The 18,914-nt window shown below is 63.4% G+C and carries 18 protein-coding genes; 4 read left to right on the forward strand and 14 right to left on the reverse strand.

What is annotated here, in order from left to right:
- Window positions 1-70: 70 nt before the first annotated feature.
- Together FJ941_RS24990 and FJ941_RS24995 are read right to left on the reverse strand one after the other, a co-directional pair.
- Window positions 71-979, reverse strand: coding sequence for a DMT family transporter (locus FJ941_RS24990; RefSeq protein ID WP_140509816.1), 909 nt, complete (start codon window positions 977-979; stop codon window positions 71-73).
- A gap of 53 nt (window positions 980-1,032) precedes the next feature.
- A complete protein-coding gene (locus tag FJ941_RS24995) occupies window positions 1,033-1,920 on the reverse strand; it encodes a DMT family transporter (RefSeq protein ID WP_140509818.1) in 888 nt (295 codons plus the stop codon).
- Between the two features lie 335 nt (window positions 1,921-2,255).
- Between FJ941_RS24995 and FJ941_RS25000 the strand changes: the two genes are divergently transcribed.
- The 3 genes from FJ941_RS25000 to FJ941_RS25010 all read left to right on the forward strand — a co-directional run bounded on the left by FJ941_RS25000 (window position 2,256) and on the right by FJ941_RS25010 (window position 4,598).
- A complete protein-coding gene (locus FJ941_RS25000; RefSeq protein WP_140509819.1) occupies window positions 2,256-2,837 on the forward strand; it encodes a VOC family protein in 582 nt (193 codons plus the stop codon).
- A 26-nt stretch (window positions 2,838-2,863) separates the two neighbouring features.
- Window positions 2,864-3,724 carry a glutathione S-transferase family protein gene (locus tag FJ941_RS25005; RefSeq protein WP_140509821.1) on the forward strand — a complete coding sequence of 287 codons (861 nt, stop codon included), beginning with the start codon at window positions 2,864-2,866 and terminating at the stop codon, window positions 3,722-3,724.
- Window positions 3,725-3,842: 118 nt separating this feature from the next.
- Window positions 3,843-4,598, forward strand: a complete 756-nt coding sequence (locus FJ941_RS25010; RefSeq protein ID WP_140509823.1) for a LuxR C-terminal-related transcriptional regulator — start codon at window positions 3,843-3,845, stop codon at window positions 4,596-4,598.
- 18 nt (window positions 4,599-4,616) lie between these two features.
- On the opposite strand, the gene FJ941_RS25015 is transcribed toward FJ941_RS25010, so the two are convergent.
- The 3 genes from FJ941_RS25015 to FJ941_RS25025 all read right to left on the reverse strand — a co-directional run bounded on the left by FJ941_RS25015 (window position 4,617) and on the right by FJ941_RS25025 (window position 8,597).
- The gene (locus FJ941_RS25015) at window positions 4,617-5,720 is read right to left on the reverse strand and encodes a polyamine ABC transporter substrate-binding protein (RefSeq protein ID WP_140509825.1); all 1,104 of its coding nucleotides are present in this window, start codon (window positions 5,718-5,720) and stop codon (window positions 4,617-4,619) included.
- A 69-nt stretch (window positions 5,721-5,789) separates the two neighbouring features.
- The gene (aguA, locus tag FJ941_RS25020) at window positions 5,790-6,896 is read right to left on the reverse strand and encodes an agmatine deiminase (protein WP_140509827.1); all 1,107 of its coding nucleotides are present in this window, start codon (window positions 6,894-6,896) and stop codon (window positions 5,790-5,792) included.
- A gap of 183 nt (window positions 6,897-7,079) precedes the next feature.
- On the reverse strand, window positions 7,080-8,597 hold the full coding sequence (locus FJ941_RS25025) for an alpha/beta hydrolase (protein WP_140509828.1): 1,518 nt from the start codon (window positions 8,595-8,597) through the stop codon (window positions 7,080-7,082).
- Window positions 8,598-8,789: 192 nt separating this feature from the next.
- Between FJ941_RS25025 and FJ941_RS25030 the strand changes: the two genes are divergently transcribed.
- Window positions 8,790-9,293 (forward strand): OsmC family protein, encoded by a 504-nt coding sequence (locus FJ941_RS25030; RefSeq protein ID WP_140509830.1) that lies wholly within the window; start codon window positions 8,790-8,792, stop codon window positions 9,291-9,293.
- A 49-nt stretch (window positions 9,294-9,342) separates the two neighbouring features.
- On the opposite strand, the gene FJ941_RS25035 is transcribed toward FJ941_RS25030, so the two are convergent.
- The 9 genes from FJ941_RS25035 to FJ941_RS25075 form a co-directional block, all read right to left on the reverse strand.
- Window positions 9,343-9,561 carry a hypothetical protein gene (locus tag FJ941_RS25035; RefSeq protein ID WP_015318519.1) on the reverse strand — a complete coding sequence of 73 codons (219 nt, stop codon included), beginning with the start codon at window positions 9,559-9,561 and terminating at the stop codon, window positions 9,343-9,345.
- Window positions 9,562-9,817: 256 nt separating this feature from the next.
- Window positions 9,818-10,558, reverse strand: coding sequence for an SDR family NAD(P)-dependent oxidoreductase (locus FJ941_RS25040; protein WP_140509832.1), 741 nt, complete (start codon window positions 10,556-10,558; stop codon window positions 9,818-9,820).
- A 48-nt stretch (window positions 10,559-10,606) separates the two neighbouring features.
- A complete protein-coding gene (gene purF, locus FJ941_RS25045; protein WP_140509833.1) occupies window positions 10,607-12,076 on the reverse strand; it encodes an amidophosphoribosyltransferase in 1,470 nt (489 codons plus the stop codon).
- Between the two features lie 105 nt (window positions 12,077-12,181).
- The gene (locus FJ941_RS25050) at window positions 12,182-12,841 is read right to left on the reverse strand and encodes a CvpA family protein (protein ID WP_140509835.1); all 660 of its coding nucleotides are present in this window, start codon (window positions 12,839-12,841) and stop codon (window positions 12,182-12,184) included.
- A gap of 47 nt (window positions 12,842-12,888) precedes the next feature.
- Window positions 12,889-14,292, reverse strand: a complete 1,404-nt coding sequence (radA, locus tag FJ941_RS25055) for a DNA repair protein RadA (protein WP_140509837.1) — start codon at window positions 14,290-14,292, stop codon at window positions 12,889-12,891.
- Window positions 14,293-14,417: 125 nt separating this feature from the next.
- Window positions 14,418-15,908: a replicative DNA helicase gene (locus FJ941_RS25060; protein ID WP_027144128.1), complete on the reverse strand. Its 1,491-nt coding sequence runs from the start codon at window positions 15,906-15,908 to the stop codon at window positions 14,418-14,420.
- Window positions 15,909-16,149: 241 nt separating this feature from the next.
- Window positions 16,150-17,115: a small ribosomal subunit Rsm22 family protein gene (locus FJ941_RS25065; RefSeq protein ID WP_140509838.1), complete on the reverse strand. Its 966-nt coding sequence runs from the start codon at window positions 17,113-17,115 to the stop codon at window positions 16,150-16,152.
- Between the two features lie 3 nt (window positions 17,116-17,118).
- Window positions 17,119-17,442, reverse strand: coding sequence for a YnfA family protein (locus FJ941_RS25070; protein ID WP_140509840.1), 324 nt, complete (start codon window positions 17,440-17,442; stop codon window positions 17,119-17,121).
- 89 nt (window positions 17,443-17,531) lie between these two features.
- On the reverse strand, window positions 17,532-18,860 hold the full coding sequence (locus FJ941_RS25075; protein ID WP_140509842.1) for a cyclopropane-fatty-acyl-phospholipid synthase family protein: 1,329 nt from the start codon (window positions 18,858-18,860) through the stop codon (window positions 17,532-17,534).
- Window positions 18,861-18,914: the final 54 nt, after the last annotated feature.

Here is an 18,914-nt window from a genome sequence, read left to right on the forward strand (position 1 = left end):
GACTTGGGGGGTGGCCCGTCGCAGCAACAATGTCCGAGCACGGTAATGGTTCCGTGACTTCCGAAATTTTTTAAGAAATATTTGACGACGCTTGCCCGGAGCGTGCCATCAGCCAGTCGCGGCCGGCGTGGGCAAAGACCGCGCAGAGCACGATCGCGCCGCCGACCATGCTGGCCACCGGCGGTATTTCGGCCAGGAACAGAAATGCAAACAAGATCGCGAACGGCACTTCCGCCGAGCCGAGCAGGCCGGATTCAGGCGCCGGGATAAGCCGCGAGCCTTCCGTCCACAGGACGGAAGCCAGCGCGAAGGACGCGCCGAATGCGGCAAGCAGAACCGCGTCCCTTGCTGAGACCGCCAGGGGATCGGTAACGAACCAGCCAAGTATGAACAACAGGAAGGCCGAAACCGCGCCGGCCCACACCACGGGCGTGTCGCGGAACGCGCGCACCATGATCATGTAAAGCGCGCTGCCGGCCGTCATCAGCAGCGCCAGCCCATCGCCGAACAGGTTGCCGGTGCCGAAACCCGACCAGACCATGATGGCAACCCCGCACAGCGACACGGCCGCGGCCACCATCGTCTGCAGGCGGAAAGGCTCGCGCACCAGCATCCAGGCCAGCACGGCGGCAATGAAGGGCGACGTCGCGTAGATCACCGCGACATTGGCGACGAAAGTGAACTTGAATGCCGAAATGAAGGCGATGCTGGCCAGCGCGCCTTCCACCGCCAGCAGCCAGCCGCGCCAGCCGAGCCGCAGCGGCTCACGATTGCCGGCACGGTGGCGGCGCCACAGCACGTAGAGACTGATCAGAATCGCGCCGACAAAGCCGCGCCAGCAGGTGATCGTCAGCGGATCGGCATGGATCGACTTGGTCAGCACACCGGTCAGCCCGAATACAGCCGCCGAGGATGACACGAGAATGACGCCCAGCGTGCGCTCGGCGACAATGTCGGTGGTGGCTGTCACATCAGTCATACCGCAAGACTACGCCACTCCCCCTGACATCGTAGCGTCAGCAATAATGAATATCACAGCCGCTTGCGGAAATGCTCGCCGCCGACGATCAGCAGGCCGGCGGCGACGATAAGGGCAGCACCCAGAAAAACCTCGCGGCGTGGCACGTCGCCCCAGATCGCGAAGCCGAGCGCGAACGCCCACAACAGTGAGGTGTATTCGAGTGTCGCCAGGATCGATGCCGGCGAGCGCTTCATGCCTTCGAAGAGAAGATATTGCGCCAGGCCGCCGAGTGCAGCGACGCTGGCAAGAAGCAGCAATTGCGCCGGGTCCGGCGTATGCCACCACAACAACGCCGGCACCGCCGAAAACACCAGGAAATAGAAATTGTTGAGGAGGAGCTGGATCATCGAGCGCTCGGCAAGTGCCGTCTTGCGCAGGAGCACGATGGCGATGCCCCACAGGCAGGCAGCCGTCAGCACCAGCAACACGGGTACCGAAAGGCCGAGATGGGCGGGATCGCAGGCGACAAAGACACCGGCAAAGCCGATCAGAACCGCCAGCCAGCGCAGGACAGGCACCTTTTCGCCGAGCAGGACCACCGAAAGCACGGTGACGATGATCGGGGCCGCGTAATAGACGGTGGTCAGTTCGGCGAGTTGCAGGCTGCGGGCCGCATTGTAATAACAAAGCCATGCGGCAAGCGTGAAGGCACTGCGAACCAGCATCCGCCGCACGATCGGCGATCGCACCGTATCGGCGAACAACTGCCGCCCGCCTATGGCCGCGCAGGCGCCGAGAATGGTGATGCTGCGGAAGAATAGGATCTGCCAGACAGTCATGCTGGTAACCAGCAGCTTGATCGAGGCATCCTGCGTCGAAAACAGCAAGTAGGCGGCGCCGGTCAAAAAGATGCCGGCGAGAACCCTTTCGCGTGTATCGAGAATGGCGATATCGGCCATAAGGCGTGAGCCTGCTTGAGTGAAGGCGGCTCCAGCCCCTGTCGGCCCCGCACCTGCCAACTATACTGGCGAAATCCGCACGGCGCTGCTCCAGCGCAGGGCTTGCGTTTGGGGCAGGGGAGGGCAGCGCTAAATACAGCCTGTCCCGGATGCCGGTTCTGGCGCGGCTCGGCTGATTGGTTTAGCATCGTCTCATAAAGCGGGGGCCGAAGGGCAGGCGCGCAGAACGCCGGGGAACGGACAGGGAATTGGCGCTCAGCCCATGCTGGATGTAGCATGTGCAGGTCCGGCCTGACGGGCCGCCTCTGACAGAGCGGATTTTGGGGAGAGGGCCGATGCAGAAACTGCAGTCGCAAGGCGTCCATCACATCACGCTGGTCGGTGCCGGCCGCCAGACCTCGATCGATTTCTGGGAAGGTGTGCTGGGCATGCCTTTCATCTTCGAGCAGCCCAACCTCGACAAGCCGACCGAAAGCCATCTGTATTTCGATCCGGGCGACGGCCGGCTGATCACCATCTTCACCGACGAGACCCGGACGGCTGTGAAGCGCCGCACGCCGACCGATCCGGGCTGCGTTCATCACATCGCCTTTGCGGTGTCGCGCGTCACCTTCCTGCAGGCGGTCGCCCGGCTCGACGAGCGCGCCATCAAGCACAGCGGCGTCAAGGATCGCGGCTTCATGGATTCGATCTATTTCGAGGATCCGCTCGGCCTGCTGATCGAGCTTGCCTCCTACCGTTTCGAGCCGCCTGCCGGCTTCACCCATGCCGACGTGCTGATGGAGGCGCATAGGCTTCGTGTCGCGCGTGGCGACTACAACATCGCCGAAGTGCACCTGGCTGACGCCATCCAGGCGCTGGTGGAACGCGCGCGCGCGACATTGTCGGCCGACCGGGCACCCAAAAATCCATATTGAAGGCTGAACAGGCAAGGGAGGAATACGTGGCAAAGACAGTGACGAAGAGCGCAAGGAAACCGGCGGCCAAACCAGCGTCAAAAGCCGCAGCGAAGCCTGCAGCAAAAGCTGCGGCCAAACCCGCGGCCAAGACGGTGTCAAAGGCAACCGCCGGCAAGGCCACGGCCAAGGCCAAGGCGAAACCGGCAAAGAAACCAACACTGACAATCAGCATGCTGAAGCCGAGCGTCAACAACATGACCGTTCGCGTCTTTGCCCGTGCTGCCGGGCTCGACCATGCGGAGGCCGATGCGTGGGGGCAGACGCGCTCGCCGGAATACATGGCGCGCAATCCGGCCCATCTGACGCCGATGATCGAGGAGAAGGGCCTGCCGCGCGGCGTGCTTTGGGAGAGCTGCGCCATCATGCAATATCTTTCCAACAAACATGGACTGGAGAAATTCTACCCCAAGGCGCCAGCCAAGCGGGCGATGATAGACAGCGCCATGTTCTATCTGATCGGCACGCTCTATCCCTATGTGGCGCGCGCCACCTATCCGGCGCTCGGCTTCCCGCAATATGCCGGCGAGGTCGGGCACAGCGACGCCCACCCGGACAGGAAATCGGAGGCGCAGAAGGCCGCGGTCGCCGCCATTGCCGAACCGCTCGAGGTCTTCCACTCCTTCTTCCGCGACGGCAAGCCGTTCATCGGCGGCAAGAGCCCGTCGATCGCCGACATCCGCCTTGCGGCGACCCTCGAGTTCCTCGCCGTCATCGACTACGCCCTGCCCAAATGGGCGAAGGAATACATGGCGGCAATGGAGAAGAAGCTCGGCAAGGCCTATGCCGGCCCGGCCGGCGACGTGCGCGGCTACATCGCCCATGTGAGATCGCAAGCCCAGGCGTGATTCCAACCAGTCGATGGGGCGACGATCTGCGGAGGCGGCCGCAGGACTGATTTCGCCGGTGGCGTCGTGATTCCCCGCCAGCTTGAAGTTGGCGGGGCTTGCGTTAGTCTGGGCGCGCATGCAGTCGAATTTTTCTCTCGACCGGCTTGGACGCTGGAGCGGTGGCGTGGTCGCCGCGGCCCTGGCGGCAACGCCCGAAGACTTGTCGGCCCGCTTCAGCGCGGCGGCAAGCATGCTGCTTGGCTCGGATCGCGCCTATGTCGGTTTCTATCGTCGCGACATAACGTCCCTGACAATCGACGAGGCCGGACCCGATCACTGGAACCGCGACTATGATGCGCGCATCTATCGCCAGGATCCCTTCTTCCAGAGGTTCGCCAGCACCAGACAGGATTTCCTGCTGCCGTTGTCGGCTCTCAGCCACGGCGATTTCCAGCGCACGCCGTATTATCGCGAATTCTACGGGCCGTCCGGCAGCTTCGATGAAATAACCGGCGTGTTCAACCTCGACGGACTGACCGCCGGCTATGTGACCTTTCTGCGCCGCGATGGCGCGCCGCGTTTTGGCGAGCATGATCTGGCGGTGGCCGGCGCGGCGAGCAGCGCCACAAAGCTTATTCTGCAAAGGCTGCTTCATTTGTGCCGTCTTCGGGACAAGGGGGCCGCAATCGAAGCCGCAGGGTCACACCTCAGCGCCCGGGAAAGGCAGATCGCACGGCTCCTGATCGAGGGCGGCAGCGCCAAGACGATTTCGCGAAACCTGTCGATTTCACCCGGCACCGTGCGCAACCACATCAAACAGATCTACCGCAAGCTCGGTGTGCACTCCCAGGTCGAGTTGCTGGCCGCCGGCTGGGAGGCCCCGCGCGACTGACGGTTTCGTTCGCCAGCTTCACTGCCCCGTCACGACGCGTGTCCACATGCGGTTCTGCAGTCGCAGCAACTTTGCGTCGTTGTTCTCGACCACGAACAGCTTGGCTTTTACGTCATCGGGCGGGAAAACGCCGGGATCCTTGGCTACAGCCTGATCCATCAGCGGCAGGGATTCCGGAATCGCATTGGCGTAGGAAACATAACTGGAATTGGCCGCTGCGATATCGGGCCGCAAATTGAAATCGATCCAGGCCTCGGCATTCTCCGGATGTGGCGCATCCTTTGGCACCGCCATCGTGTCGAAGTTTATCAGCGTGCCTTCCCTGGGAATGGAATAAGCAATTTCCAGCTTCTTGGCGGATTCCGCCGCACGGGTCTTGGCCTGCAATATGTCGCCCGACCAGCCCAGCACGACACAGATGTCGCCATTCGCCAGATCGTTGATGTATTTCGACGAGTGGAAGTAACGGATATAGGGCCGCACCTTGCCCGTCAGCTCTTCGACCTTGGCGAGGTCGTCCGGACTGGTCGACCTGGGGTCGATGTGCAGGTAGTTCATAGCCATCGGAATGATCTCCGCCGGGGCATCGATCATGGCGACGCCGCAATCGGAGAATTTCTTGACGACGTCGGCGTCGAAGACCATGGCGAAGGAACCTGTCGGCGCGTCCGGCATCCGTTGCTTGATGGCAGCAACATTGTAGCCGATGCCATCCGTGACGGCCATGTAAGGCACGGCGTGCAGATTCTGCGGATCCGCGCCCGCGATCAGCGACAAGGCTTGCGGATCGATCTTCGAGTGGTTTGAAAGCTTCGATCTATCGAGCTGCAGGAAAACGCCAGCCTTCACCTGATTCTTCAGGAATGGAAAGGCCGAGGGATAGACCACGTCATATCCTGAGCCGCCGGTGAGCAGTTTCGTTTCAAGGACCTCATTGCCGTCATAGACATCGTAGCGGACCTTGATACCTGTCTCCTTCTCGAATTTCTCAGCCGTGTCCGGCGCGATATAGTCGGACCAGTTGTAGACGTTGACCACCTTCTCATCGTCCGCCCGGGCGACGCCGAAGCTGATGCCGCAGGCAAGCGCGGCGGTCAGGATTGGGAAGAGCAGAGCGCGCATGAGTATCTCCTTTTGCCTGGCGGGCCGATGCGGCGCACCGTTCTGATTTCACTTCGGCACGCTTGCCGCTCAACGCCGTTGCGGCGCGTAAACCGGTAAGGTGATACAGGCGACGTTGCCGCCGCCGAGCAGGATTTCGCGGGAGTTCTCGATGCCGACCACCTTGTGGTCGGGAAACAGCGTGGCCAGTTGTTGCTTTGCCTTGCGATCGAGATCGCAGCCGAACTCAGGCACGACCACAACGCTGTTGCCTGGATAATAGTTGATGTAACTCGCCGCGATCCGGTTGCCGGCCGGCCGTGCCCAGGTCGAATCGACCCGGTCCACGCTCTCGCTCTCCTCCATCGTCATTTCGATCGGTAGGGGGTGAGGAAGCCGATGAACCTCAAGACCACGGCCACGCGCATCACGGGCCGAACACAGCACCTCCTCGGCTTCGCGCACGATCTCATATTGCGGGTCGTCCCGGTCTTCGGTCCAGCTTAGCGCGACCACGCCAGGGCGCACGAAGCAGCAGAGGTCGTCGACATGGCCATCCGTCTCGTCGAAGGCAAAACCGCGCGGCAGCCAGATGATTTTGTCGACACCGAGATAGTCGCCAAGCTGCTGTTCCACCTTCGCCTTGCCGAAATGGGCATTACGATTGCGATTGAGCAGGCACTGCTCGGTCGTGATGAGCGTTCCCTTGCCATCGCATTGCAGTCCGCCGCCCTCCGCGACCAGCGGCGCGCGGTAGCGGTCCATCCTCTCAACCTCGAGGACCTTTTGCGCCGCGAGGTCGTCCAGGTCCCATGGCGAGTAGAGCCCGCCGTCGAAACCGCCATAGGCGTTGAAGACCCAATCGACGCCGCGAACGCTGCCTCGATCATTGACGACGAAATTGGGGCCGCTGTCGCGTAGCCAGGAATCGTTGGTGGACATTTCCACGACGCGCACGTCGGCAGGCAATCGCGCTCTGGCATTCCGCCACTGGCGGCTGGATGCCGCCACGGTCACCGGCTCGCTTTGTGCGATCGCCGCCGCGACATTGGCGAACAGCTTCTGCGCGGGCTTGGCACCCAGACGCCATGTGTCCTGCCGTTCTGGCCAGATCAGCCAACAGCCTGATTTGGGTTCGAATTCGCCAGGGGCGCGAAAACCATCCTGTCTCGGTGTGGTCGAGAGCGTATGTGACATTGTGGGACTACCGGAAAATGGGACGACGAAACTTTTTCCGGATCAGATGGTTTTAGGGCCTTGTCCGTCAATGTCCCATTTGGGATACCTTGATCACTGCGCTAGCAACTGGCCTGCGTTTGGCTGGGGCGAGCACCATTGGTGCCGGGCCTTGGTTGCCCGTAAGTTCGATGTCTCAGTCGTTTACTGCGTCGCCTGGTAAAGTTCCGAAGCGGCCTCTTTCAGCGCGCGCCGGCCGTCCGGCTTGAGATACATCATGTGCCCACCTTCAACGACGTCGAGGCGGATCGGCCTGGCGCCGGCGAGCGACGGGATCTGGCCGACCAGATAACGTGACGCCAGATAAGGAGTGACGAGATCGGTGTAGCCATTGACGATGACGACGCCCAGCGCGGGATTCAGAGAGCGCGCTCGCTGCAAATCGTCCATCACACCGGCATAGCCCTGGCGCGAGGTGCTCGTGCCATAGTCCCAGTTGTGGCTGATATCACCGTTCAGCAAGCGGTAGCTGACATCGGTGCGAAAGTTCAGTTCGTCGCGCGCGTAACCGACAAAGGCCGAGGTCAGCGCCGGCACACTGCGGTCCAGCACCGGATCGGGACCGGCGATGCGGGCGCTCTGGGGAGCGATGTCCGCCGTCGCGATCATGCCGTCATAGGGGCTGAGCACCTTGCCCGTGGCACGGGCAAACTCCCTTGCGAAGAGCGAGGTCGGGACGCGGGCGAAGTTGCGGTGAACGAGGTCGGGTGGCAGGCCGGTGATCTCGGCCACGCGATCGCTCGCCAGCCGCCCGCCTTGCTCCAGCCCGCTGGTGAGCGCGGTGAGGTACTCGCCAAGTGCATAATGCTCGACCTCGGCGAGCTTTTTCCGCAGTGTATCGCCGTTGACACCTTCACTGCGCAAGCGGACCGCCGCGAGCGAGGGTAGTTCGAGAGCCCAATGCAGCGGCTCGAATTCGTCGGGCTGCACCAGGGTGAATTCCAGCGCCGGTGAGATCAGCACGACGCCGCTCGGGCTGATGCCGATATCTTCCTGCAGCGTCCTGGCAAGCAGTGCCGCCCGGAACCCGCCATAGCTCTCACCGGCGAGGAACAGCGGGGATCCCGTGCGGCCGCTTTGGGCGAGATAGAGCCGGATAAAGGCACCGATCGAACTGGCGTCCTGGCTGACGCCCCAGAAGTCGTGCGTGTCCTGGCCAGGAGCCTCGCGACTGTAGCCGGTTCCCACCGGGTCGACGAAGACGAGGTCGGTCATGTCGAGCCAGCTGTCGGAATTATCGACGAGCTTTTGCGGCGAAGGAAGGAATTCCCCGTCGGCTCCGGTCGCCACGATGCGCGGTCCGAGCGCGCCGAGATGCAGATAGGCTGATGCGGCGCCCGGGCCGCCGTTGAACACGAAGGTGATCGGCCGCGGTGCTTCCGTCGCGACGCTCTCCCGCGGTTTCAGCGTATAGGCAACATAGAAGATTTCCGCTGTGACCTCGCCCTTGCCGGAGAGCAGCGGGAGCGTGCCGGCCTTTGCCTGGTACTGCAGGCTGCGCCCGCCAATGCTGATCGAATGGTCGGTGATCGCGGGCGGCGGCAGCAGCGACAGCACGCCGCCTGCGGGCGCCGGCCGCTCTGGCGTTTCAGCCAGAACAGGCTGCGCGAAGCCGGCAAGCATGAAGAGGACAAGGGGGACGAGTTTCAGCTTGGAACGCATGAGGCCTCCGCGGGAACGACACCCGCATAGGTATGGCCGAGGCGAATGAAGTCAAAGGGAATACAGGACGGCGAGCCTCCTGCTGTCCCGCCGACACCAGTTCCTGATAGCTTGGGACGTCCTGCTCGGATTTGCTCACACGTCTTGCCCGGCCGTGCTATCAAGGCAGAAAGCCGTTCGGAAGGAACGAAAATGGACGCAACCGAGCTCAAGGCCATGCAGGCGCCGCTGAAGCAGGCCTACCGCGACGACGCCGCGCAAGCACTGATCACGCTGAGGGCAAAGGGCTCGATCGACGAACAGTCGGTGGCCTGCAAGGTGGAGACGGGCAGGGCGTTGGCAATCGCCGGCCTTCATCCCGCAACAGGCGGCTCGGGGCTCGAACTGTGCTCCGGCGACATGCTGCTCGAGGCGCTGGTGGCGTGCGCCGGGGTGACGCTGAAGGCGGTGGCCACGGCGCTCGAGTTCAAGCTCGGCGCCGCGACCGTTGAAGCCGAAGGCGACCTTGATTTTCGCGGCACACTCGGCGTCGCCAAGGACGCGCCGGTAGGCTTTCGCGCCATCCGGCTCAATTTCAGTCTCGACACGCCGGAACCGCAGGAGCGCATTGATTCGCTGCTGAAGCTGACCGAGCGCTATTGCGTGGTGTTCCAGACCATCAACCAGAAGCCGGAACTGACGGTGAGCGCGCGGTGATGAATCACAAGGCCCGCGGCAATGGCAGCGGGCCTTGTGATACCTATGCTTACTGAGCTGCCGGCTCTTCGGCGTCGCCTTCGTCGGTGAAGGGCGAGGCGCTCGGCACGCACTGCACGGACCAGCCGGCGGGTGTCGGCTGCTTCTGATACTCGGTGATGGCGGCGGTACATTGTTCGCGCTTGTCGAAGGTGCTGGGCAGCACGACCATGCCGCCCTGCGGACCGGCGATTACCAGATACCAGACCAATGCTGCGGTCGTAGCCATGGAGTTTTCCTTGTCTGCCCGGCAGGGCGCTTGGTGTGGGAGTCGTCCGATGCTAACAACTCCTCGGAAATGACGAAAGCATGACCGCCGCCTTAGATAACAGTCGCGTCATGATTCTGCAGGTTTTCGGGCTGGGCGTGTTGCAGTCGCCACTCAATCTGTCGCAAAGCAATAGAACAGCCGCCGAGGCGTCGAGAACGGTGCGGTCGTGATGATCCATCATGGCCGCCTCTTCAGCACCGTCAAAGGCTCGAGTTTATTCCGGCTGCCGGTAGGCGACGAAGCGGTTGTGCTTGGCCTGGAAGATCAGCCCTGTCTCTTTGAGATCCGGGCTGGCCAGCGGCACGATGCGTTTGGCGATCTCGGAGGGGTGCGGCAATGTCTCGGGATCCTCACCGGGCACGGCTTGCGCGCGCATCGCGGTGCGCGTGGCGCCGGGGTCGGCGGCGTTGACACGCAGCGGCAGGCTTTGTGTCTCATGCGCCCAGGAGCGCATCATGGTCTCGACCGCCGCCTTCGATGCAGCGTAAGGCGCCCAGAAGGCGCGCGCTGAATGCGCGGCATTGGAAGACAGGATAATCGCCCGGCCGGCATCCGAAAGCCGCAGCAGCGGGTCGACGGAGCGGATCAGCCGCCAAGTCGAGGTGACATTGATGGTCATCACCTTTTCGAAGGTCTTGGCCTCGACATGGCCGATCGGCGAGATGACGCCGAGCACGCCGGCATTGGCGACGAGAATGTCGAGCTTGCCCCAGCGCTCGTTGATGGCGCCCCCTAGCCGGTCGATGCCGGCCATGTCGGCGAGATCGAGCGGCACCAGCGTCGCCTGGCCGCCGGCCGCCTTGATCTGGTCGTCGAGTTCTTCCAGCCCGCCGACGGTGCGGGCAACCGCGATGACATGCGCACCGGCGGCCGCCAATTCCCTGGCGATGAAATAGCCGATGCCGCGCGAGGCACCGGTGACGACCGCAACGCGGCCGGTAAGGTCGAGGGTCATGCGATGGCTTCCGCAGATATGGCTGGAGCTAAGGACGGTCCGGCAATCCTATGCCCCATTGTTAGCCAGCAGCGACAGCGTGCGCACATTGTCGTGGCCTTCGAAGTCGAGCAGGCGGGTCGGATATTGGCCGGTGAAGCAGGCGTCGCAGAATTGCGGCTGGTCGTCGTCGCGGCCGGCCTCGCCCACGGCACGGTAGAGCCCGTCGATCGAGAGGAAGCCGAGCGAATCGACGCGGATGAACTCGGCCATCTCTTCCACCGACATGCGCGAAGCCAGCAGCTTCGACTTCTCCGGCGTGTCGACGCCGTAGAAGCACGACGCGCTGGTCGGCGGCGAGGCGATGCGCATGTGCACTTCCTTGGCGCCGGCGTCGCGCACCATCTGCACGATCTTCTGGCTGGTGGTGCCGCGAACGATCGAATCGTCGACCAGCACCACGCGCTTGCCCTCGATCATGCGGCGGTTGGCGTTGTGCTTCAGCTTGACGCCCATGTGGCGGATCGAATCGCCTGGCTGGATGAAGGTGCGGCCGACATAGTGGTTGCGGATGATGCCGAGCTCGAAGGGAATGCCCGCCGCCTGGGAAAAGCCGATCGCCGCCGGCGTGCCGGAGTCCGGCACCGGCACGACGATGTCGGCCTCGACCGGATTTTCCTGCGCCAGTTCGGCGCCGATGCGCTTGCGCACCTCATAGACGTTGCGGCCTTCGACTGAAGAGTCGGGCCGGGCGAAGTAGACGTATTCGAAGATGCAGAAGCGGGTCTTCTGCGGTTCGAACGGGAACAGGCTCTCGATGCCCTTGGAAGTGACGACGACCATCTCGCCGGGTTTCAGGTCGCGCACGAAACGGGCGCCGATGATGTCGAGCGCGCAGGTCTCGGAGGCCAGGATCCAGGCGCCGTCGAGATCGCCCAGAACCAGCGGGCGGATGCCGAGCGGATCGCGGCAGCCGATCATCTTCTTGGCCGTCATCGCCACCAGCGAGAAGGCGCCCTCGACCTGACGCACCGCGTCGATGAAGCGCGAGTTGAGATCCCGTTCCTTGCTGGTCGCAACCAGGTGCAAAAGTGTCTCGGTATCGGAAGTGGAGGAGAAGATCGCGCCTTGCTGCTGCAGCGCGCGCTGCACGGTCATGGCGTTGGTGAGGTTGCCGTTATGGGCGACGGCGAAGCCGCCATCGGCCAACTCCGCGAAGAAGGGCTGGATGTTGCGCATGCCGGCGCCGCCAGTGGTGGCGTAGCGCGTGTGGCCGATGGCGCGGTTGCCTTGCAGGCTGTCGATGACGCGTTGCTTGGTGAAGGTGTCGCCGATCAGGCCGACATGGCGTTCGACATGGAACTGGGTGCCGTCATAGGAGACGATGCCGGCCGCTTCCTGGCCACGATGCTGCAGCGCATGCAGACCAAGTGTGACGATGGCTGCCGCATCCTGCCGGCCAAAGATGCCGAACACGCCGCACTCGTCATGGAAATGATCGTCAGCCTCGGCGGAAAGCACGTCGTCTGCGTCTGCCATCTTAAGCTCCGCTAAAATCGCCATATAAGGCCGTCGCGCGTCGAAAGCAACGCACTGCGTGCGGTCGTTCACATGGATCGACCGCCCGACGTCCAGTTTGGGGCCTCAGTTCGCCGGCGCAGGCTGCGGCTTGGCCGTGTTGTCGGCAGGACCGGCGTCGTTGTCGTCGGGCGCCGGCGCATTGGCGTCGTCGCCACCGGTTGGAGCATCCGCCGCCGGTGCGTCCGGCGCGGCGGGCGTCTCGGCGGCCGGCTGATTCGGATTGAGCTTCTTGAGGATGGCGTTTTCCGGGTCCTCTGGCAGCAGGCTTTCGAGCTTGGCGCCGATCTGTTCCAGCAGCGGCCGCGACTTGGCTTCCGTGACCCAGGCCGGGGCCTTGGCGCCGGCCAGCCAGTTGAAGAACAGCAGCGCCACCGCGACGACCAGGATGCCGCGCGCGGCGCCGTAGAGAAAGCCGAGCGTGCGGTCGAGCGCGCCGATGCGCGAATCAATGATCCAGTCGGCGAGCTTCATGGTGATGACCGACACGACGATCAGCGCGATGATGAAGACGACGCCGGCAGCCGCCGCCATGGCGATCTTTTCGTTGTCGATATAGGGCTTCAGGTAGGGCAGGACCGGTTTGTAGAAGAAGAAGGCGGCCGCGGCCGCCGCCGCCCACGAAACAACCGAAAGCACCTCGCGCGAAAAGCCGCGAACCATGGCGAGCATCGCCGAGACCAGGGTGAAGCCGACGAGAATTCCGTCAAGCAGCGTAATCGGCATGTCTTTGGCCCCACTCCGATCTCATTTTCACGGCTCGGCGAGCCGCGTCACTCTTCATCGTCGACACGGCTGCGTCGTGAGCCGGCTATGCGCGCCACGAGGTCGGCAAGCTCGGTGGGTTGGAAAGCGCCGGCCCCGATCCCTCCGGCAAGTTCCTCGCTGCCCAAGGGCAGAACCGCGCTACCAAAACCCAGCTTTTCGGCTTCCTTGAGGCGCTGCTGCGCATGCGCAACCGGCCTCACCGCGCCCGAAAGGCTGATTTCGCCGAAATAGACGCAATCGGCGGGAAGGGCAAGACCGGTGAGCGAGGAAACCAGTGCGGCGGCGACCGCGAGATCGGCCGCCGGCTCGCTGATGCGATAGCCGCCGGCGACGTTGAGATAGACGTCATGCTGCCCGAAACGGACACCGCAATGCGCCTCCAGCACCGCCAGCACCATCGACAACCGCGCGCCGTCCCAGCCGACCACCGCCCGGCGCGGCGTGCCGAGTGAGGAGGGTGCGACCAGCGCCTGGATCTCGACCAGAACGGGCCTGGTGCCTTCCATGCCGGCGAAAACCGCCGCTCCCGGCGATTTCGCGTGCCGTTCGCCAAGAAAAAGTTCGGAGGGGTTGGAGACCTCGCGCAGACCCGTATCCGACATTTCGAAGACGCCGATCTCGTCGGTCGGTCCGAAGCGGTTCTTCACCGTGCGTAGGATGCGGAAGTGGTGGCCGCCTTCGCCCTCGAAATAGAGTACGCCGTCGACCATGTGCTCGACCACGCGCGGACCCGCTATCTGGCCCTCCTTGGTGACATGGCCGACCAGCACGATCGCGGCGCCCGTGGATTTCGCGTAGCGGATCATTGCCTGCGCGGCGGCGCGTACCTGGGTAACCGTGCCCGGCGCCGAATCGGCAAGGTCGGTCCACAGTGTCTGGATCGAATCGAGGATAACCAGATCCGGTCGCTTGCCGTCGGCGATCGTGGCGAGGATGTCCTCGACATTGGTCTCGGCCGCCAGTTCCACGGGCGCCGACGCGACGCCGAGACGCTGCGCACGCAGCCTGATCTGGGCAACGGCCTCTTCGCCCGAGACATAGACGATGCGATGGCCCTTGGAGGCAAGAGCGGCCGCGGCCTGGGTGAGCAGCGTCGACTTGCCGATGCCGGGATCGCCGCCGACCAGCAGTGCCGAGCCGCGCACGAAGCCGCCGCCAGTGGCGCGGTCGAGTTCGCCGATGCCCGAGACGATGCGCGGTGCGTCCTCGATGTCGCCCGAAAGCGTGGTCAGCACCACGGCCCGGCCCTTGCGGGCATTGCGCGTGTTGGCAGGCCCCGAGCCGATGCCGCCCGACGTGCCTTCCTCGACCAGCGTGTTCCACTCGCCGCAGGCATCGCATTTGCCGGCCCAGCGCTGGTGCACCGAACCGCAATTCTGGCAGATGAACTGGACGCGGGATTTGGCCACGCTTTTACCTTCCCGCGCGCTTGCGGGCGCCGCGATCCTCCGCGCCCCCTTCTGTCCTGCCGAACAGAGGGAAGCGTCGTAGGACGCCTTGCTTCCGTATTTCTGTTGCGACCGCGGGCAAGAGGCTACTCAAACCTCTCCGCGATGTGGTGCTCTTCCGCCAAATCCGAGAAGCGGGTGAATTCGCCGTGGAAGGCGAGCGTGACCGAGCCGGTCGGCCCGTGGCGCTGCTTGGCCACGATCACCTCGGCCTTGCCGCGCATCTCGTTCATGTCATTTTCCCACTTGACGTATTCCTCGGTGCCGAGCTTCGGCTCGCGGTTCTTGAGGTAATATTCCTCGCGATAGACGAAGATGACGACGTCGGCGTCCTGCTCGATCGAACCGGATTCGCGCAGGTCGGAGAGCTGCGGGCGCTTGTCGTCGCGGCTTTCGACCTGACGCGAGAGCTGCGACAGCGCGATGATCGGCACGGCCAGTTCCTTGGCCAGCGCCTTCAGGCCCGTGGTGATCTCGGTGATTTCCTGCACGCGGTTCTGCGAAGACTTGGCGGATGAGCCCTGCATCAGTTGGATATAGTCGATGACGATCAGGTCGAGGCCACGCTGGCGCTTCAGGCGACGCGCGCGGGCAGACAACTGGGCAATGGAAATACCGCCGGTCTGGTCGATGAACAGCGGGATCTTCTGCATGGTCTGCGAACAGGCGACCAGCTTTTCGAAATCCATTTCGCTGATTTCGCCGCGGCGGATCTTCGAGGAAGAGATTTCCGTCTGTTCGGAAATGATACGGGTTGCGAGCTGTTCGGACGACATTTCGAGCGAGAAAAACCCGACGACGCCGCCATTGGCCGCCTTGAACGAGCCGTCGGCCTGCTGCGCCGGCTCGTACATCTCGGCTATGTTGAAGGCGATGTTGGTGGCGAGCGATGTCTTGCCCATGCCTGGACGGCCGGCGATGATGATCAGATCGGACGACTGCAGGCCGCCCATGCGGCGGTCGAGATCGCGCAAGCCGGTGGCGAGGCCCGACAGACCGCCGTCGCGCATATAGGCGGCGTTGGCCATGTCGACCGCGGTCTTGACCGCGTCGGTGAAGCTCTCGAAGCCGCCGTCATAGCGCCCGGTTTCAGCCAGCTCGAACAGGCGGCGCTCGGCGTCCTCGATCTGTTCGGAAGGCGACATGTCGACAGGTGCGTCATAGGCGATGTTGACCATGTCCTCGCCGACCGTGATCAGCGCCCGGCGCGTCGCCAGGTCATAGATGGCGCGGCCGTAATCGGTGGCGTTGACGACGGTGACGGCTTCCACCGCCAGCCGCACGACATATTGCGCCACCGTCATGTCGCCGACCTTTTCGTCGGCCGGCAGGAAGGTCTTCAGCGTGATCGGCGTCGCCGCCTTGCCCATGCGGATCAACTCGGCCGCGACGTCGAAGATCTTGCGGTGCAGGGGTTCATGGAAATGGCCGGACTTCAGGAAGTCGGACACTCGGTAGAAGGCATCGTTGTTGACGAGGATGGCGCCAAGCAGCGCCTGCTCGGCCTCGATGTTGTTGGGCGATTCGCGATAGAGCGGTTGCTCCGCGACGCCGAATTTTCGCGCTGCCTCTGCCATGATGTCCCCGATTTAGATCCCGGCCTTTCGATATCAGAACTGGACAAGTCGATGCTGACTTATCTGCAACAGCTCGTGTCGAAGCGGCCTTGATGCTCGCGATTCACAGCCAAAATTTTTCCGTGGAAAGAATCGCAATTGACTCGAATCGAGAGTTGCGAGTTTAGCGTTTCTCGAAGGAGAACAAAACAGGAAAGTGGGCGATGACTGACACCGGATTGCAGAGCGTCTTCATTTCATCTCACGCCAGCGCATCGCCCCAGTCCAGCCGCCGCGCCACCTTGAAGGCGTCGCCGTCGCGTTTGGTGAAGAGCTTTTCGTCGGCATTGCCGTCTGCCTCGCATAATTTCAGCGACACCTTGCCGGATCCTGACTTCGGTGGCGCGATCACCCGTGCGGCGGGGGAGGCGGCCGGCTGGCGCGAAGCAGCGACATAGATGAATTTCTCGTCTTCCCACGGCACCTCCGCGTCCTTGGCCAGCCGGTGCAGGCGCGAGCGGGCGACGCGGCGGGCAAAGTGGCACCAGTCGGGTGGGTTGAGCGGGCAGGGTGCTTCGTGCGGGCAAGGCGCCAGCAGATGCGCGCCGGCGGCGACCAGTTGCTGGCGCACCGCCAGAATTCGCAGCCAGCCCGCCGGCGTGCCCGGCTCGACGATCAGCAACGTGTCCGTCGTGAGTTGCCATAGCCGATCGACCATTTTGGGCAAAGATGCCGGCACGATCTCGTCCAGCACATAGGCGCATGTGACGAGGTCGGCCGGTTGAAGATCGGCAAGGTCTGTCGTGACATCGCCGGCCTGCCAGATGGTCCGAGCCGCGATTGCGCCGGCCGCGAGCGTCTCGCCGATCTTGCGCACCGCGGCACTCGCCTCCAACAACGTTGCCAGTTCCAGTTCAGGCCAGAGATTGCTGGTGGCCCAAAGCACCGTACCAGGGCCGGCGCCAACGTCGAGCAAGGTCACAGGCGTGAAATCCGGCCGGGCTTCGGCGAGTGCATCGAGGCTGGCGCGGACCGCCGCGTAGGTCGCCGGCATCCGCGTCGTCAGATAGGCCTTGACCGCCATGTCCTGCGCCATGTGCAGGCGCCCGTCGCGCAGTTCGGCGCGGTAGCGGTCGGACAGGATTTTTGCTGCCTGCTTCAGGTCCGGCAGCGGCACCTTTTCCAAAATGCGATCGACAGCCTGTCGAAGAGTGGCCGGCAGTTCCACGGCCTATGCCCCTCTCGGTGCGAGCAGGATGATCGAGGCGCCGGCCATGCAGAGCGCCGCACCGGCAAGGTCCCAGCGATCGGGCCGCACGCCCTCGACCAGCCACAACCAGGCGAGCGAGGCAGCGATGTAGATACCGCCGTAAGCGGCATAGGCGCGGCCGGCCGCACTGATGTCGACCAATGCCAGAAGCCAGGCGAACACAAGCAGCGAGGCAAAGCCCGGCAGCAGCCAGAGGGGCGACTTCTCCAGTCGCCACCACGCCCACACCGAAAAGCAGCCGGCGATCTCGGCCAGCGCCGCGGCTGTGTAGAGGAGATAGGTCATGAAAAAGGCCTCGCTTCGATCACGAGGCCCTTTTCGGGGCAGGAGCCGGCAATGGCAAGCGCCAATAATGCGTCCTGACAGCGTCGTTCCTATTCCGCCACCTTGCGTCGGCGGGCGGGCTTGGCGGGCTTCTCGGCGGGAGCCGCCTCGCGGCGGCCCATATCTTCACGGTGCCCCATATCTTCACGGTGCCCCATGTCGCGCATTTCCAGAGCTTTTTCGCATTTGGCCATATAGTCGCGCGTCATCGGCAGCGTGTCGTTCGTCTTGGTGATCTGGAACTGGAAAATCACCAGATCCTGCCAACGGAAGGCGGCTTCCGAGGCGGCCAGATAGAACTCCCACATGCGGCAGAAGCGTTCGTCATAGATAGCCTTGGCCTTGTCGCGATTGGCGGCGAAGCGCTGGCCCCAGTGCTTCAGCGTGTCGGCATAGTGGAGCCGCAGGATCTCGACGTCGGTGACCACGAGGCCGGACTTCTCGATCGCCGGCAGAACTTCGGACATTGCCGGAATGTAGCCGCCCGGGAAAATATACTTGCGGATGAAGGCGCTGGTCGCCCATGGCACGCCGGAGCGGCCGATCGTGTGCAGGAGCATGACACCATCAGGCTTCAGCAATGTTGCCGCCTTGTCGAAGAAGGTCCGGTAATGGTTGACGCCGACATGCTCGAACATGCCGACCGAGACGATGCGGTCGAAGCGTTCGTTGAGCTCGCGATAATCCTTCAGCTCGAAATGGACGTGGTTCTCCAGCCCTTGCGCATGCGCCCGGTCGGTGGCGACGCCATGCTGTTCGGTCGACAGCGTCACGCCTTGTACGTCGACGTCGAAGGCTTTGGCGAGGTAGAGGCCAAGCCCGCCCCAGCCGGAGCCGATGTCGAGCACCGTCTGGCCGGCCTTCAGCCGGAGTTTGGCGGCGATATGGCGCTTCTTGGCGGCCTGCGCCTCGTCCAGCGTCATGTCCGGTTGCTCGAAATAGGCGCAGGAATACTGCATGTCCTCATCGAGGAAGAGCCGGTAGAGCTCGCCCGACAGATCGTAGTGGCGCTGCACGTTGCGGCGCGAGCGCGAGGCGGTGTTGATCTGCTGCAGGCGGCGGAAGGCGTGGCGCAGGCCCTCGATGGCTTTCGACCAGGTTGCGTCGATGCCGCCGCTGCCCATGTTCTGGAAGGCAATGCGCATCAGTCCGAGCACGCCGCCTTCAAGAATGTCCAGCTCGCCGTCCATGTACGATTCAGGCACCGCCAGCATCGGGTCGAAGGTGATGGCGCGCTCGGCATGCCGGGTCTTGATGTGCATATGCACCGGCTCGCCGCTGCCGTCGCCGAAGATGAATGTCGAACCCTGCGGCCCGGTTACTTTGAGATTGCCCGTGCGCACCAGGCGGTCGAGAACGCGCTTCAACAGAATATTCATTGTCCGATGTCCCCTCGCGGTCAGACAGGCTGTCCTACTCTGCATCAATATATA

It is taken from the genome of Mesorhizobium sp. B2-3-13, from assembly GCF_006442195.1.
Taxonomy (GTDB): domain Bacteria; phylum Pseudomonadota; class Alphaproteobacteria; order Rhizobiales; family Rhizobiaceae; genus Mesorhizobium; species Mesorhizobium salmacidum.